A 15,451-nucleotide genomic window follows, 5' to 3' on the forward strand; every position below is an offset into this window, starting at 1 on the left:
TGGGAGGGACTTTTGTGAAAAAAGGGACGTTGAAACAGATTTTATTAATAACGGATGGTTGCTCGAATCGGGGAGAAGATCCTGCGGCAACAGCGAATATTGCTTCCCGGCAAGGCATTACGGTTAATGTTATTGGGATTTTGGACGATGATCAAACAGAAGAATCAGAAGGATTAAAAGAAGTTGAGGATATTGCCCTTTCTGGTGGCGGTGTAAGCCAGTTAGTTTATAAGCAATCATTATCACAGACCGTACAAATGGTAACAAAACAGGCAATGACGCAAACATTGCAAGGTTTTGTTAATCAGGAATTAAAGCAAATTCTTGGTTCCGAACAAACGATGGAAGACCTGGAACCGGAAAAACGCGGGGAAATAATGGAAGTTGTGGAAGACATGGGAGAAACATGTGACTTGGAGGTGCTTGTTCTTGTTGACACGAGTGCGAGCATGCATGATAAACTTCCAACGGTTAAAGAGGCATTAATTGATTTGTCGATTAGTTTAAATGCCCGTATTGGTCGTAATCGTTTCTGTATTTACAGTTTTCCTGGTAAGCGGAATAGTATTCAAAAGGTATTTGATTGGTCACCAAAACTGGATGAAGTGTCAACTGTTTTCCCGAAGCTGACCAGTGGAGGCATTACACCAACAGGACCAGCTATCCGGGAAGCGATGTATCAATTTGGCAAAAAAAGCTTGTTAAGGGGCTTTGAAAATGAAGATGAATCAGACGTGGAAGAAGCAGGGTATTGAATTACAGCCGGGTATGACCATAAAAGGGAAGTGGCACCAGCATCATTATGTCATCAAACGTAAATTGGGAAGTGGTGCAATTGGATCTGTTTATCTATGTGCGCACAATGGAAAAAACCGAGCATTAAAAATCAGTGATAATAGTACATCGATGACGATGGAAGTAAATGTACTAAAATCACTAGCCAAGGTCCAAGGGAATCGTCTTGGGCCTTCTTTATTCGATGTTGATGATTGGGAGACACCTCAAGGGATAAAATATGCATTTTACGTGATGGAATATTTGCAGGGAGAAAGCATTACCAGTTTTATGAAACGAAACGGCAGTGAGTGGATTGGTGTTTTCATGCTGCAGTTATTAGACGACTTGGAGAGGCTCCATCAGTCTGGTTGGGTATTTGGTGATTTGAAAACCGATAATCTGCTTGTTACATCTTCCCCGCCAAAAGTTCGCTGGGTCGATGTCGGGGGAACAACACAGATAGGCAGGGCGATTAAGGAATATACGGAGTTTTACGATCGGGGTTATTGGGGAATGGGTTCAAGGCGGGCTGAACCAAGCTATGATCTGTTTGCATTTGTCATGGTTTTTTTAGCTATATATTTCCCTAAACGATTTAATCGCGGGGCGAACCCGGAAAAACAACTCATTACAAAGTTGCATGAAGCTCAATCGTTAAAAATGTACCGATCATGCTTAAAAAAAGCGATTCAGGGAAAATATCAATCTAGTGCACAAATGAAAAAGGAATTGGCTAGTACGATCTATCTGGCACAAAGGGGACATACGGTTAAGCGGAGCACAAGGAGACAGCGGACTGCCAAGCAAGGACCAGTCATAGTGGAACTCACAGGACTTTTCATTCTGTCACTAGTCTACTATCTCTCATCACTTTTACTTCCTTAGCGATAGGTGTAGTATTATGCTATAAGTGCGTGTTCAAAAAGGAGGATAAAAAGGACCGAGAAATTCGATGCGTCATTTTTACCGGACCTTTTGAACATCCTCTACTAAAGGAAATAAGGATGGATAAGCATGCGTGAAGCGGTTATGGCATTTATCAAAAAACATCGGTTATTGGAAAATAATAGAACGATACTTGCTGGTGTATCCGGTGGTCCTGATTCAATGGCACTTCTGCACTTTCTCTGGTCGATCCAAACCGATTATAATCTTCGTATCATCGCGGTTTCAGTCGACCATCAGTTACGCGGTGCTGAATCGGAAGCAGATCTTACTTATGTAAAAGAAATGTGTGAAAAATGGAATATTGAATTTTATGGAACCTTTGTGGATGTGCCATCGTATAAATTAACGAGAAAGGTTGGAACGGAGGTTGCAGCCCGCGAATTACGATATCAGGTTTTTTCTGAGCAAATGAAAAAGCATCAGGCCAGCTACTTGGCGCTAGGACATCATGGTGACGATCAAGTGGAAACAATGCTCATGGGACTAACCCGGACTGCCAATCCAACAGCACTGGCGGGAATTCCTGTAAAACGCCGATTTGCGACAGGGTTGATTGTACGTCCGTTATTAGGCGTTAGCAAACGGGAAATTGAAACCTACTGCGAACAACAGAACATTATTCCAAGAAGAGATCCGACAAATGAAGGCACGGAATTTACCAGAAATTATTTTCGAAATAAAGTTGTTCCGTTATTAAAAATCCAAAACGGCAATATACATACTACAGTGCAGCATTTAAGCGAATCACTGCAAGCGGATGAACAATACTTGCATAACGAAGCTTCCCGGCTTTTTGACAACGTCATTACGATGGATCAAATGAAAAGCAAGGCAACATTGCAAATTGATCATTTCCAATCACATCCCCTTGCTTTACAAAGGCGGTTCTATCATCTAATATTAAACTATCTGTATGATGAATTACCGAAAGATTTATCGTATATTCATGAGGAACAATTTTTTGCGTTGTTAGCAAGTGAAAAGGCAAACGTCCGGATTGACTTTCCCCGCGAACTAAAAGTGGAAAAATCGTACCAAATGCTGAATTTTTACTTCTATTTTGATGAATCCCAAAGCTTTCAGGTTAATGAAACGCTACCTGTCCCAGGGCAACTGACACTGCCGGACGGATCTGTCATTAGTACGGTTTTTAGCAATCATTCATCGGAGGATGAGAATACATATGTCTGCTGCAAGGATCAGATCGTATTACCTTTACATATTAGAACGCGAAAGGCCGGGGATCGGATGTGCTGGAAGGGGCTTAATGGGAGCAAGAAGATTAAAGATATCTTCATAGATGAAAAAATTCCAGTCAAGGAACGGGATAATTGGCCGCTTGTAACCGATAATAAGGGAGAGATTCTCTGGCTTATCGGTTTAAGAAAAGGACAGCCAAGGAAACAGGCAAACAACACATCATTTATTAAAATTTGTTATGAAAAGGGTAATATGTAAAAGCGGAGGCGCCCCTTTCACCGATGTTGATTCATCGTACAAAGGAAGGTGTTGTGCACTAGCTGCTGGGCGCCGGCGCTGGATTGGGAGGATCGGAAATGCATAATGATATTGAAAAAATATTAATATCACAAGAAGATATTGCAAAAAAGTGCGCGGAAATTGGTAAACAATTGACAAAAGAATATGAAGGTAAATTTCCGCTTGCAATTGGTGTATTAAAGGGTGCGATGCCATTCATGTCGGATGTGCTGAGATATACCGAAACACACCTGGAAATGGACTTTATGGATGTATCAAGCTATGGTGGAAAGATGCGTTCCTCCGGTGAGGTTAAAATTGTCAAGGATCTGGACACAAAAGTGGAGGGCCGTGACCTGTTAATTATTGAGGATATTATTGATAGTGGTTTGACATTAAGCTATTTAGTTGATTTATTTAAATATCGCAAGGCAAAATCAATTAAAATTGTTACATTGCTCGATAAACCTGCCGGACGTACAGCAAATATTAAAGCAGATATTATCGGATTTGAGGTTCCAAATGAATTTGTGGTAGGTTATGGACTGGACTATGAGGAGAAATATCGTAACTTGCCGTATATTGGTGTGCTGAAACCGAGAATCTATGGTGGAGAGGAATAATAAGCACGACAAATAGGCAGTTTTTTAACCATTCCTTGGTATTAAAAGCTGAAAAATTTAAATACCATTTATGAAGAGGAATTAGTTGTATTTGAACTTTTTCCTATGGTACTATTTAATATAGTTTTTCCCGCTTGGGAGGAGGTAGGCAATGAACCGATTATTTCGGAACGTGATCTTTTATTTCCTGATATTTCTTGTCATTATTGGCGTTATAGGGGTATTCAAGGGACAAAATGATCAGGCAGAACAATATAATGTAGAAGAATTCATGCAAGCGTTAAATAATGGCGAAATCTCCGAAGTGACGATGCAGCCAGCAAATGGAATTATGCGACTAACTGGGACATTGGAAAAGGATGATAAACAATTCATTGCACAAGTTCCAGATAACACGGATGTAGTCGCTGACATTACAGCTAAAGCACAGGAACAAAGTGTGCTGAATGTTAAAGAAGAGGAACAACCAAGCGGATGGGTTACCTTCCTGACGACGATGATTCCATTTTTGATTATTGGACTATTTTTCTTCTTTATTCTTAGTCAATCGCAAGGCGGCGGCGGTCGCGTGATGAATTTTGGTAAGAGTAAAGCGAAAATGTACTCGGAAGATAAGAAAAAAGTTCGCTTTAAAGATGTAGCAGGAGCCGATGAAGAAAAGCAAGAACTTGTTGAGGTTGTTGAATTTCTGAAGGACCCTCGCAAATTTGCTACGATTGGGGCGCGTATTCCTAAAGGTGTCCTGTTAGTAGGACCTCCAGGAACAGGTAAAACCTTGCTTGCACGTGCAGTTGCCGGTGAGGCAGGCACACCATTTTTCTCGATCAGCGGTTCTGATTTTGTTGAGATGTTTGTTGGTGTCGGTGCATCCCGTGTACGTGACTTATTTGAAAATGCGAAGAAAAATGCTCCTTGTATTATATTTATTGATGAAATTGATGCAGTAGGTCGCCAGCGTGGTGCTGGTCTTGGCGGTGGGCATGATGAACGTGAGCAAACGCTGAACCAATTGCTTGTTGAAATGGATGGGTTTGGTGCAAATGAAGGAATTATTATCATTGCCGCTACCAACCGTCCTGATATTCTGGATCCGGCACTACTACGTCCAGGAAGATTTGACCGTCAGATTCCGGTTAACCGCCCAGACGTAAAAGGTAGACAGGAAGTATTAAAAGTGCACGCGAAGAACAAGCCGCTTGACAGCTCAGTGGATCTTAAAATTATTGCGATGCGTACACCAGGCTTCTCAGGTGCAGACTTGGAAAACCTGTTAAATGAAGCAGCATTGGTGGCAGCCCGTCATGATAAAACGAAGATTGACATGCTTGATGTTGATGAAGCCATTGACCGGGTTATTGCCGGGCCTGCCAAGAAAAGCCGGGTTATTTCTGAAAAAGAACGTAATATCGTGGCATATCATGAAAGTGGACATACGATTATTGGTATGGTCCTGGACGATGCAGATACAGTGCACAAGGTAACAATTGTACCTCGCGGGCAGGCCGGTGGCTACGCGGTTATGCTTCCAAAAGAAGATCGTTACTTTATGACGAAACCGGAACTATTCGATAAAATTACCGGTCTCTTAGGTGGACGTGTTGCCGAGGAAATCATCTTTGGCGAAGTTAGTACTGGGGCATCCAATGATTTTGAACGTGCAACAAGTATCGCCCATAAAATGATCACCGAGTACGGTATGAGTGATAAAATTGGTCCATTGCAGTTTAGCAGTGGCGGTGGAGGAAATGTTTTCTTGGGCCGCGATATCCAAAATGAGCAAAATTACAGTGATGCAATTGCCCATGATATTGATAAGGAAATGCAGCATTTCATCCATTACTGTTACGATCGAGCGAAGAAAATTCTTACCGAAAATAAAGATAAATTGGAGCTCATTGCCCAAACACTGCTTAAAGTCGAAACGCTGGATGCAAAACAAATAAAAGGGTTATTTGAGGATGGCGTGCTTCCAGAACCGGAAGATTTGCTGGAAAATGAAGAAGCTGAAATCTCCGATAAGGATGATGTCCGGGTAAATATCCAATCGAAACAGGATCAGGATGAAGCACCGGAAACCTATGAGGAAGCAAAAGCGAAAGCAGAGCAAAAGCGAAAAGAAAACAGGGAAGAAGATAGCAAGGAAAATCAGAATGCTGATGACGCTTCCGATGAGAAAAAGGAATAATCAACAGGATACAACCTCTCATGCCGAAATGAGGGGTTGTTTTTTCTTTTCGAAATTATTATATGGTATAGTAAGAAAATCCAAAAGCTAATTTAGCATGTTTTGAAAAACATGAGTTTTGATAGAAGGGTTTGGTTATGTATGCTTTTTGTGCTTGATGTAGGAAATACGAATACCGTTCTGGGAGTGTTTGAAAAAGATCAGTTAAAACACGAATGGCGAATCAAAACCGACAGATATAAAACAGAAGACGAATTTGGTGTGTTGATAAAATCGCTTTTTGATCATAAAGGAATTATGTTATCTGATATTCATGGTGCTATTATTTCTTCCGTTGTTCCACCGATTATGTTTGCTCTGGAAAAGATGTGCAGGATTTATTTTGATCTCGCACCACTTGTAGTTGACAGTACTATGGCGCGGTCATTTTTGAAAATAGTTTATCCGAATCCAAAGGAAATAGGGGCGGATCGGGTTGTAAATGCTGTTGGTGCCATTGCGGAATATGGAGGACCACTTATTATTATTGATTTTGGTACCGCAACAACGTATTGTTATATCAATGAAAAGGAAGAATATTATGGTGGGGCCATTGCACCAGGGATCCATATTTCCATGGAAGCATTATATAGTAAAGCATCCAAACTGCCGAAAATTGAAATCCAGGCACCAGAAAGCGTAATTGGCAAATCAACCGTTGAGGCGATGCAGTCGGGTGTTTTTTATGGTTATGTAGGACAAGTAGATGGCATTGTAACGCGTATCAAACAACTGGCTACAGTTGAACCGAAAGTCATTGCGACAGGTGGCCTGGCGTCATTAATTTCGGATGCATCCACAACAATTGATCATGTTGATAAACATTTAACACTAAAAGGACTAAATTTAATTTATCAAAAAAACATGCGGTAAGCGGATGCTCAAAAAGTCACCGCTTATTATTTGGTAACTTTTTGAACATCCTTATCAAGGAGGCTTTTCATCATGAACGATTATTTAGTAAAAGCAACGGCGTATCAGGGAATGGTTCGTGCCTATGCTATCACATCGACCAATCTGGTTGAGGAAACGAGACGCCGTCAGGATACATGGGCAACCGCATCTGCTGCAATTGGACGTACGGTATCGATTACAGCGATGATGGGTGCTATGCTAAAGGGAGAAGATTCGTTAACCGTAAAAGTAGAAGGGAATGGCCCGATTGGCGCGATTATTGCGGATGCTAATGCCAAGGGGGAGGTCCGTGGATATGTGACAAATCCGCACGTTGACTTTGATTTGAATGATCGTGGTAAACTGGATGTTTCCCGTGCTGTTGGAACGGAGGGGAACTTAAGTGTTGTAAAGGATTTGGGATTAAAGGATTATTTTACTGGTCAAGTCCCAATTGTTTCTGGAGAGATCAGCGAAGATTTCACCTATTACTACGCTAACTCCGAACAAATCCCCTCCGCTGTCGGTGCTGGCGTGTTAGTAAACCCGGATCATACAATACTAGCCGCTGGTGGGTTTATCGTGCAAGTGATGCCCGGTGCCGATGAGGAGGTTATCGAACGGTTAGAGGAACAAATTCAGTCATTCCCGCCGATTTCAACGTCAGTCCGGGAAGGGAAATCACCAGAGGAGGTTTTACAACGGCTCTTTGTTGATGAGGAAGTAATTTTCCATGAGCGGATGCCGGTAGTATTCAAGTGTAAATGTTCCCGTGAGCGTATTGCTAGAGCGATCAAAGGATTAGGAAATGAAGAAATGGAAAGTATGGTTAACGAAGATCATGGCGCTGAAGCAACCTGTCATTTTTGCAATGAAACATATCAATTTACCGAAGCGGAACTTAAAAGCTTCATTCGGGAAAATGAGTAACACCGCTTTAAGTCGTGTTTAAAAAGAGCCAAATAAATTAGAAACAAGAAGGTCAAGGCGGCATAGCTCCTGTGCACCGGAAAAACAAGCGAAGTATCGAGTTAGCTGCCGATCATTTGGCACTTTTTAAAGATAGGAAACGATAAAAATCGGCATTGAAATCGTTACCTAGCCGATTTCTTCCAATCCAACCTCTGGCTTCTGACATCTAAAAACACGTGTTAGCGTTTTTTGAACATCCGCTATAAGAAAGGGAGCATGATATGTCAAAAAGATTAATGCTGGGGATCATTGTTGTATTGCTGATAACAAACACTACAACATTATTGTTTTGGAATCAGGAAAAAAAGGTTACCATCGATGGTTCCGATACCAAAATTAACAGTAAGAAGCCAGTTGCAACCGTTGGTAATGAGGAGATCTCCTATAAAAACTGGATGGAGTCACTTAGACAAGATCATGGAAAAAAGCAATTAAAACAGCTAATCGACCGTAAGCTTGTCAAGCGGCTTGCGGATAAAAGCAATATTAAAGTGAATGAAAAAGTGATTGACCGCGAAATCGCACTTTTAACTACGATGCAGGGGGTTATGACGAAAGAAGAAACAAAGCGAAGGGAAAAGGAATGGCGTCGGGACATTATTTATCGCTATCAATTAATGGGACTGTTAACAAAGGATACAGAAATTCCCGAAAAGGAGATTCGCGCGTATTTTGACAGTTACCATAAACAATATGATTTTCAAGCATCCGTACAAGTTTCGCATATCGTTCTACCTGATTTGGAAACCGCTAAAAAGGTAGAGAAAGAACTTGCTGAAGGTGCATCATTTGGGCTGCTTGCCAGGGAGTATTCGATTGACGAAGAAACAAGAGGTGAAGGCGGATACTTAGGGTTTTTCGTTAATTCAAGTCAATTTTTACCTAATGGCTATGCAGATATTGCAAAAGAGATGGAGCAACGGTCGTATAGTAAACCAATTAAAAGTGGCAATGGTACAGCAATCATTTATCTGCACAGAAAATTGCCATCAATCACATTTACCTATGATGAAATTAAGCCATACATAGAAGAAGAACTGGCATTGAAGAAATTAGGTCAAACACTTACAGCGGACCCGCTATGGGATAAAGCTGATATAGAGTGGGTATATGAATAAGACAGCCTATAATTGGCAAACGAACCAGGTTAAACGCCCATTAATTGGCTTTTTGTTGACAAATATGTGTTAACAACGTACATTATAATTAAATCATATAAAAGCACTTGGAATTAGGAGGGGATTTTATGAAAGTTGCTAATAGTGTTGCAGGACTAGTTGGCCAGACACCAATTGTAAAATTAAATCGAGCTGCTGATGAAAATGGGGCAGACATCTATTTGAAATTGGAATTTATGAACCCTGGAAGTTCGGTAAAAGACCGGATTGCCCTGTCGATGATTGAGGCGGCGGAAGAGGCAGGAATTTTAAAGAATGGCGATACGATCATTGAACCGACAAGTGGGAATACCGGGATTGGCCTGGCAATGATTGGTGCAGCAAAAGGATATAAAACCGTTATCGTTATGCCTGATACAATGAGTAAAGAGCGTCGTAATTTACTACGGGCTTATGGAGCAAAATTGGTTTTAACACCAGGAGCTGACGGAATGAAGGGTGCAATCAAGAAGGCGGAAGAACTTAAAGAAGAAAATGGCTATTTCATGCCGCAGCAATTTAATAACCAGGCAAATCCGGAAATACATGCACGTACAACCGGGAAGGAAATCGTGGAACAAATGAAAGACGGACTTGATGCATTTGTCTCCGGGATCGGTACTGGTGGAACGATAACGGGTGCTGGAAAGGTATTGAAAAATCATTTTAACGATATAAAGGTATATGCGGTTGAACCGGAGGACTCCGCTATTTTATCTGGTGGGAGACCAGGGCCGCATAAAATTCAAGGTCTTGGTGCCGGCTTCGTTCCTAAGGTACTTGATACAGATGTATATGATGAAGTTGTTCCGATTTCCAATAATGAAGCATTTCAGGCATCACGCGAGGCAGCAAGGTTAGATGGCATTCTAGGTGGTATTTCTTCCGGTGCGGCGATTGCTGCTGCGAAAAAGGTCGCTAAAAAACTCGGAAAAGGGAAAAAAGTTCTTGCGGTTCTCCCGGATAACGGTGAACGCTATTTATCAACCCCGCTTTATCAATTTGATGAAGAAAACTAGGAGCCGGACATGGCTCTTGCTGGGAAAGACTTTGCACATTTGCAAATTCTGTACTTTCATTTCTGAAAAAGGAAGGGTATTTGCTGGACATAGGCCTTTCTTATGATTCAAGGGATTAGCATCAATTTATCTGGTGCTAATCCTTTTTAATGTGATACGATATGTACATAAAATAGCTATAGGTAGGAAGGTAAAGGAAAAATGTTGTTAAAAACGCGAACAAAGACATATAATTTGGCGGATGGAACACACATTATGGGGATTCTCAATGTAACACCAGATTCATTTTCGGATGGCGGCAGCTACACATCTGTCGAAAGAGCTGTTAAACAAGCGGTGTTGATGGAACAACAAGGCGCGGATATGATTGATATCGGTGGCGAATCGACGAGACCCAATCATGAACCAGTCTCATTGGAAGATGAATTAAACCGGGTTCTGCCCGTAATAAGGGCGGTCAAAAAGGAAATCCGAGTGCCAATTTCGATTGATACGTACAAAGCGGAAACGGCGAGACAAGCAGTAGAAGCTGGCGCGGACATTATTAATGATATCTGGGGGGCAAAAAAGGATCCAGAAATAGCAGTTGTTGCCGCTGAATACCATGTTCCGATTATTTTGATGCACAATCGGAGCAATATGAATTACACATCATTAATCGATGATATGAAACAAGATTTACAGGAAAGCATGGAAATTGCTATAAACGCTGGGGTACCAGAAGAAAATATTATCCTTGATCCTGGCATTGGCTTTGCAAAAACGGCAGCAGATAATTTAGTTGTTATGAATAATCTGGAAAGGTTTGCTGAATTAGGATATCCCGTCCTATTAGGCACCTCCAGAAAACGATTTATTGGCGGGGTGTTGGACTTACCCGCAGCGGAAAGAGATATTGGAACAGGGGCAACAACATGTTTGGGAATTACCAAGGGTGTGCATATTGTCCGTGTTCACAACGTCAAAATAAACGTCGAGCTAGCAAGAATGATGGATGCAATGCTTGGAAAAGGGGTGGCTGTCAATGGATAAGATTATCATTAATCGTATGGAGTTTTACGGTTACCATGGTTTGTTTCCCGAAGAAAATAAATTAGGTCAGCGATTTTTCGTGGATGTGGAAATTTTTCTTGATTTAGAGAAACCAGGCAGTTCTGATTGTATGGAGGATTCCATTGATTATGGACAGGTATATGAAACCGTTAAAGCAATTATGGAGGGGGAACCGAAGAACCTTATTGAAGCTGCCGCTGAGCAAGTGGCCAGTGAATTGCTTGCGGCATTTGCCAAGTTGACCGCGTGCACCATTAAGGTCACCAAGCCAGATCCGCCAATTCCGGGTCATTATCAATCGGTAGCTGTAGAAATATTCCGGGAGAGAGCGAAATGAGACATATATACATTGCATTAGGTTCCAATATTGAACCACGAAAACAGTACTTATTAGAAGCGATTTCGTTACTGGATGCCCATGAGGCAATTATGATAACGCAAAAATCGGCTATTTATCAAACGGCTCCGGTTGGATATACCGAACAGGCGGATTTTTTAAATATGGTTGTGGAGTTAAATACATCGCTTTCCCCATTGGAGTTATTGGATGTTTGCCAATCCATTGAACGGAAACTTGGCAGAAAAAGGGAAATACGGTTTGGCCCGCGTACAATCGACCTTGACATTTTACTCTATCATGACGAAAATAAAAAAACAGACCGGCTGATTATTCCGCATCCGAGAATGCATGAACGGGCCTTTGTACTTATTCCGCTAGCAGAAATAGCACCTGATTTATTTATTCCGGGTTGGGATAAAAGTGTAGTGGCCATGGTCCGGGATTTATCCGTAAAAGACAAAAAGGATGTTACAAGATGGACCGTAAACGACTTGGAAGAAGAATAAAAGCATTTCGTAAATTAAAAGGGTATACACAGATTTCTTTTGCAAAAGAAATTGGCGTTTCTATAGCCGTGCTCGGGCAAGTAGAGCGCGGTACAAAAGATGCGGATGATGAGCTGTTAACGAAAATTGTTAATACATTGGCGATATCATGGGGAGAATTAATGTTAGAGGAAAAAGTACAAGAAGGTGATTTTTAAGGAACAAGGGAGGAAGAACAATGTACCAAATAGGTGATATTACGATTCCGAACCGTGTTGCATTGGCACCAATGGCTGGTGTCTCAAACTATGCATTCCGGCTGACTGTCAAGGAATTCGGTGCGGGGCTTGTTACAGCAGAAATGGTCAGCGGTAAAGGGATCGTCAATAAAAATGAAAAAACAATGAAGATGCTTTTTATAGATGAAGAAGAGATGCCGATGAGTCTGCAGATTTTCGGTGGTGATAAAGATTCACTGGTTGAGGCTGCCCAATATGTTGACCAACATACAAATGCCGCTATTATTGATATAAATATGGGCTGCCCTGCCCCTAAGGTTACCAAAATAGAAGCAGGATCCTATTGGCTGTTAGACCCGGAGAAAATATATCAAATGGTATCTGCTGTTGTTGCAAATGTTGCTAAGCCGGTTACGGTTAAGATGTGGACAGGATGGGATGAAGATCATATTTATGCAGTAGACAATGCCAAAGCGATTGAAGCCGCCGGAGCTAGTGCTGTCGCATTACACGGCCGGACGAGAAAGCAAATGTACGAGGGTTATGCGGATTGGGATATTATTAAGCAAGTAAAACAAGCTGTCAACATTCCTGTTATTGGGAATGGGGATATTGACAGTCCGCAGATTGCGAAACAACGTCTTGATGAAACAGGAGTTGATGCGGTCATGATTGGGCGTGCGGCTTTGGGAAACCCATGGATTGTTTACCAAACAGCTAAGTATTTGGAAACAGGAGAACTAATTGATAATCCGACACCGAAAGAAAAAATAGCAGTATGCTCGCTTCATATGGAACGATTAATCAAAAAGGTGAGCGTGTAGCAATTATGGAAATGCGTAAGCACGCTGCATGGTATTTAAAGGGACTAAAGGGCAATGGTAAGGTAAGGTCTCGCATCAATCAAGTGGAAACAAGGGAAGAATTATTGGAAATTTTATATACGTATGCCCAGGAGTTGGAAGCGGCTATAAAGGCATCGTAAATCTGTATGATTGACACTGCCTGCTGATTTTTCTATACTAATAACGATGAGAAACCCTGCCAGTTGCTTGCTGGCAGCTTTTTGTTTTATCGTAAAATGATCTATTTTTATATAATCTTGATTTATTAGCTACGATAGTAAAATAATTGGAGTGATGACGGTGACAGAAGAACTAAACGATCATATGCGGGTCAGACGGGAAAAGCTTGATGCTTATCGTACACAGGGAATTGATCCATTTGGCGGTAAATTCAATCGGACTGATTTTGCCGAAAAGCTAATTGAAAAGTACGATCAATTTTCTAAAGAAGAGCTTGAGGAAAAGACGGACAAGGTTACAATTGCAGGACGAATGATGACAAAACGCGGAAAGGGAAAAGCAGGATTCGCACATTTACAGGATTTAAGTGGGCAGATTCAGATATATGTGCGGAAAGATTCCATTGGCGAAGCAGCATACGAAATCTTTAAATCGACTGACTTGGGTGATATTGTCGGTGTAACAGGCGTCATGTTTAAAACCAAGGTAGGCGAATTGTCCGTTAAAGCAACTGAATTTCAATTACTGACAAAATCATTACGTCCTTTGCCGGAAAAATATCATGGACTAAAGGATGTTGAACAACGTTACCGTCAGCGCTATTTAGATTTGATTACCAATTTAGATAGCCGCGAGACATTCGTATTGCGAAGTAAAATTATTCAATCCATGCGCCGTTATTTAGATGGCAATGGATTTTTAGAGGTTGAAACACCAATGATGCATGGAATACCAGGTGGCGCAGCAGCACGTCCGTTTGTCACCCATCATAATGCATTGGATATACCACTGTATATGCGTATTGCAATTGAATTGCATTTGAAGCGATTAATTGTTGGCGGTATGGAAAAAGTTTATGAAATTGGTCGTGTATTTCGTAATGAAGGTGTATCAACACGCCACAACCCGGAATTCACCATGATGGAATTGTATGAAGCATACGCTGACTTCCACGATATTATGACATTAACGGAAAATATGATTGCTCATATTGCGAAGGATGTATTAGGAAAAACAACAATAATTTATGGGGATGAAGAAGTTTCGCTGGAACCGCAATGGAAGAGACTGCACATGGTTGATGCAGTAAAAGAATACACTGGCGTAGACTTCTGGACGCAAATGAGTGATGAAGATGCCCGAAGCTTAGCGAAAGAACATGGGATCGAAATTAAAGAGACCATGACATTCGGTCATGTCGTAAACGAATTTTTCGAACAACGGGTCGAGGAAAAGTTAATTCAGCCAACATTTATTTATGGTCATCCGGTCGAAATTTCACCATTGGCCAAGAAGAATAAAGAAGATGACCGATTTACCGATCGTTTTGAATTGTTTATTGTTGGCCGCGAGCATGCGAATGCCTTTAGTGAACTAAATGATCCGATTGATCAGCGTGAGCGCTTTGAATCACAATTAAAGGAACGAGAACAAGGAAATGATGAAGCACACCTAATGGACGAGGACTTCTTGGAGGCATTAGAATATGGAATGCCGCCAACTGGTGGGCTTGGTATTGGAATGGACCGGCTTGTTATGCTACTGACAAATTCACCGTCTATTCGTGACGTGCTCCTATTCCCACAAATGCGGAATAAGTAATATGGTTTAGTGTATATTGCCAGATGACCTGCTGATAAGATGAGTTGCTCCATCTTATTTAGTAAGATCATCTGGTTTTTTGCTAGAGAGCCTTCTGTTTAGATTGGATTTATTTTTTCCATTCACTTCCTCTTGCGTTTAGGGAATAATCGTGGTAAATTAGTAAACGTTGCGCTGCCGATGCAGCAAAAACATATTTCCAAACCTAAAAAAGTTATTGACAAATGCTTGTTAGGTTGATATAATAATCAAGTCGCCAAAATTAGAGCGACAAAACATTTGCTCTTTGAAAACTGAACAAAACAACCAGTATGTGAACGGATGTCAGAGGTCAGAAGCCGGAGGTCAGATTCCGATGAAGTGCTTTTGACACTGAAATCAATTTTTGAAGCTAAGACATTTCATAAGATTAATTGGTGTTAATCTTATACAAACTTTTTTGGAGAGTTTGATCTTGGCTCAGGACGAACGCTGGCGGCGTGCCTAATACATGCAAGTCGAGCGCGGGAAGCAAGCGGAATCCTTCGGGAGGACGCTAGTGGAACGAGCGGCGGACGGGTGAGTAACACGTGGGCAACCTGCCTGTAAGATCGGGATAACTCCGGGAAACCGGG

The 15,451-nt window shown here is 41.4% G+C and carries 14 protein-coding genes, 1 rRNA gene and 1 pseudogene; all 16 read left to right on the top strand.

The window, feature by feature from the left end:
* Positions 1–14 precede the first annotated feature (14 nt).
* Positions 15–755 carry a VWA domain-containing protein gene (locus IEX12_RS15470; RefSeq protein WP_088051781.1) on the top strand — a complete coding sequence of 247 codons (741 nt, stop codon included), beginning with the start codon at positions 15–17 and terminating at the stop codon, positions 753–755.
* The gene (prkT, locus tag IEX12_RS15475) at positions 718–1,662 is read left to right on the top strand and encodes a serine/threonine protein kinase PrkT (RefSeq protein ID WP_088051782.1); all 945 of its coding nucleotides are present in this window, start codon (positions 718–720) and stop codon (positions 1,660–1,662) included. Before IEX12_RS15470 ends, prkT begins: the two co-directional genes overlap by 38 nt.
* A 129-nt stretch (positions 1,663–1,791) precedes the next feature.
* On the top strand, positions 1,792–3,183 hold the full coding sequence (tilS, locus tag IEX12_RS15480) for a tRNA lysidine(34) synthetase TilS (RefSeq protein WP_188725466.1): 1,392 nt from the start codon (positions 1,792–1,794) through the stop codon (positions 3,181–3,183).
* A gap of 98 nt (positions 3,184–3,281) precedes the next feature.
* Positions 3,282–3,827: a hypoxanthine phosphoribosyltransferase gene (gene hpt, locus IEX12_RS15485; RefSeq protein WP_088051784.1), complete on the top strand. Its 546-nt coding sequence runs from the start codon at positions 3,282–3,284 to the stop codon at positions 3,825–3,827.
* A gap of 151 nt (positions 3,828–3,978) precedes the next feature.
* Positions 3,979–6,012: an ATP-dependent zinc metalloprotease FtsH gene (ftsH, locus tag IEX12_RS15490; protein ID WP_188725467.1), complete on the top strand. Its 2,034-nt coding sequence runs from the start codon at positions 3,979–3,981 to the stop codon at positions 6,010–6,012.
* 141 nt (positions 6,013–6,153) lie between these two features.
* Entirely contained in the window at positions 6,154–6,924 is a 771-nt protein-coding gene (locus IEX12_RS15495; RefSeq protein ID WP_188725468.1) for a type III pantothenate kinase, read from the top strand.
* A 72-nt stretch (positions 6,925–6,996) separates the two neighbouring features.
* A complete protein-coding gene (gene hslO / locus IEX12_RS15500; RefSeq protein ID WP_188725469.1) occupies positions 6,997–7,875 on the top strand; it encodes an Hsp33 family molecular chaperone HslO in 879 nt (292 codons plus the stop codon).
* A 263-nt stretch (positions 7,876–8,138) separates the two neighbouring features.
* Positions 8,139–9,035 (top strand): peptidylprolyl isomerase, encoded by an 897-nt coding sequence (locus IEX12_RS15505; RefSeq protein ID WP_088051788.1) that lies wholly within the window; start codon positions 8,139–8,141, stop codon positions 9,033–9,035.
* Between the two features lie 128 nt (positions 9,036–9,163).
* Positions 9,164–10,093: a cysteine synthase A gene (gene cysK / locus IEX12_RS15510; protein WP_188725470.1), complete on the top strand. Its 930-nt coding sequence runs from the start codon at positions 9,164–9,166 to the stop codon at positions 10,091–10,093.
* A 201-nt stretch (positions 10,094–10,294) separates the two neighbouring features.
* Positions 10,295–11,125: a dihydropteroate synthase gene (folP, locus tag IEX12_RS15515; RefSeq protein ID WP_088051790.1), complete on the top strand. Its 831-nt coding sequence runs from the start codon at positions 10,295–10,297 to the stop codon at positions 11,123–11,125.
* Positions 11,118–11,483 carry a dihydroneopterin aldolase gene (folB, locus tag IEX12_RS15520; protein WP_088051791.1) on the top strand — a complete coding sequence of 122 codons (366 nt, stop codon included), beginning with the start codon at positions 11,118–11,120 and terminating at the stop codon, positions 11,481–11,483. The genes folP and folB overlap by 8 nt, the downstream gene beginning before the upstream one ends.
* On the top strand, positions 11,480–11,992 hold the full coding sequence (folK, locus tag IEX12_RS15525; protein ID WP_088051792.1) for a 2-amino-4-hydroxy-6-hydroxymethyldihydropteridine diphosphokinase: 513 nt from the start codon (positions 11,480–11,482) through the stop codon (positions 11,990–11,992). The genes folB and folK overlap by 4 nt, the downstream gene beginning before the upstream one ends.
* Positions 11,962–12,189 carry a helix-turn-helix domain-containing protein gene (locus tag IEX12_RS15530; protein ID WP_088051793.1) on the top strand — a complete coding sequence of 76 codons (228 nt, stop codon included), beginning with the start codon at positions 11,962–11,964 and terminating at the stop codon, positions 12,187–12,189. Before folK ends, IEX12_RS15530 begins: the two co-directional genes overlap by 31 nt.
* A gap of 20 nt (positions 12,190–12,209) precedes the next feature.
* Positions 12,210–13,195, top strand: a pseudogene (gene dusB / locus IEX12_RS15535) (tRNA dihydrouridine synthase DusB).
* 160 nt (positions 13,196–13,355) lie between these two features.
* Positions 13,356–14,837 (top strand): lysine--tRNA ligase, encoded by a 1,482-nt coding sequence (gene lysS, locus IEX12_RS15540; protein WP_102414313.1) that lies wholly within the window; start codon positions 13,356–13,358, stop codon positions 14,835–14,837.
* 436 nt (positions 14,838–15,273) lie between these two features.
* A 16S ribosomal RNA gene (locus IEX12_RS15545) occupies positions 15,274–15,451 on the top strand; the annotation flags it as partial.

Origin of the sequence: Lentibacillus populi (genome assembly GCA_014642895.1) — a bacterium.
GTDB lineage: Bacteria > Bacillota > Bacilli > Bacillales > Amphibacillaceae > Lentibacillus_C > Lentibacillus_C populi.

Bases quoted from the DNA above. Each gene is read 5' to 3' on its own strand.
- IEX12_RS15530 (WP_088051793.1), top strand. From the start codon at position 11,962: ATGGACCGTAAACGACTTGGAAGAAGAATAAAAGCATTTCGTAAATTA.
- prkT (WP_088051782.1), top strand. From the start codon at position 718: ATGAAGATGAATCAGACGTGGAAGAAGCAGGGTATTGAATTACAGCCG.
- folK (WP_088051792.1), top strand. From the start codon at position 11,480: ATGAGACATATATACATTGCATTAGGTTCCAATATTGAACCACGAAAA.
- ftsH (WP_188725467.1), top strand. From the start codon at position 3,979: ATGAACCGATTATTTCGGAACGTGATCTTTTATTTCCTGATATTTCTT.
- hslO (WP_188725469.1), top strand. From the start codon at position 6,997: ATGAACGATTATTTAGTAAAAGCAACGGCGTATCAGGGAATGGTTCGT.
- folB (WP_088051791.1), top strand. From the start codon at position 11,118: ATGGATAAGATTATCATTAATCGTATGGAGTTTTACGGTTACCATGGT.
- IEX12_RS15505 (WP_088051788.1), top strand. From the start codon at position 8,139: ATGTCAAAAAGATTAATGCTGGGGATCATTGTTGTATTGCTGATAACA.
- cysK (WP_188725470.1), top strand. From the start codon at position 9,164: ATGAAAGTTGCTAATAGTGTTGCAGGACTAGTTGGCCAGACACCAATT.
- hpt (WP_088051784.1), top strand. From the start codon at position 3,282: ATGCATAATGATATTGAAAAAATATTAATATCACAAGAAGATATTGCA.
- folP (WP_088051790.1), top strand. From the start codon at position 10,295: ATGTTGTTAAAAACGCGAACAAAGACATATAATTTGGCGGATGGAACA.
- tilS (WP_188725466.1), top strand. From the start codon at position 1,792: ATGCGTGAAGCGGTTATGGCATTTATCAAAAAACATCGGTTATTGGAA.
- IEX12_RS15495 (WP_188725468.1), top strand. From the start codon at position 6,154: ATGCTTTTTGTGCTTGATGTAGGAAATACGAATACCGTTCTGGGAGTG.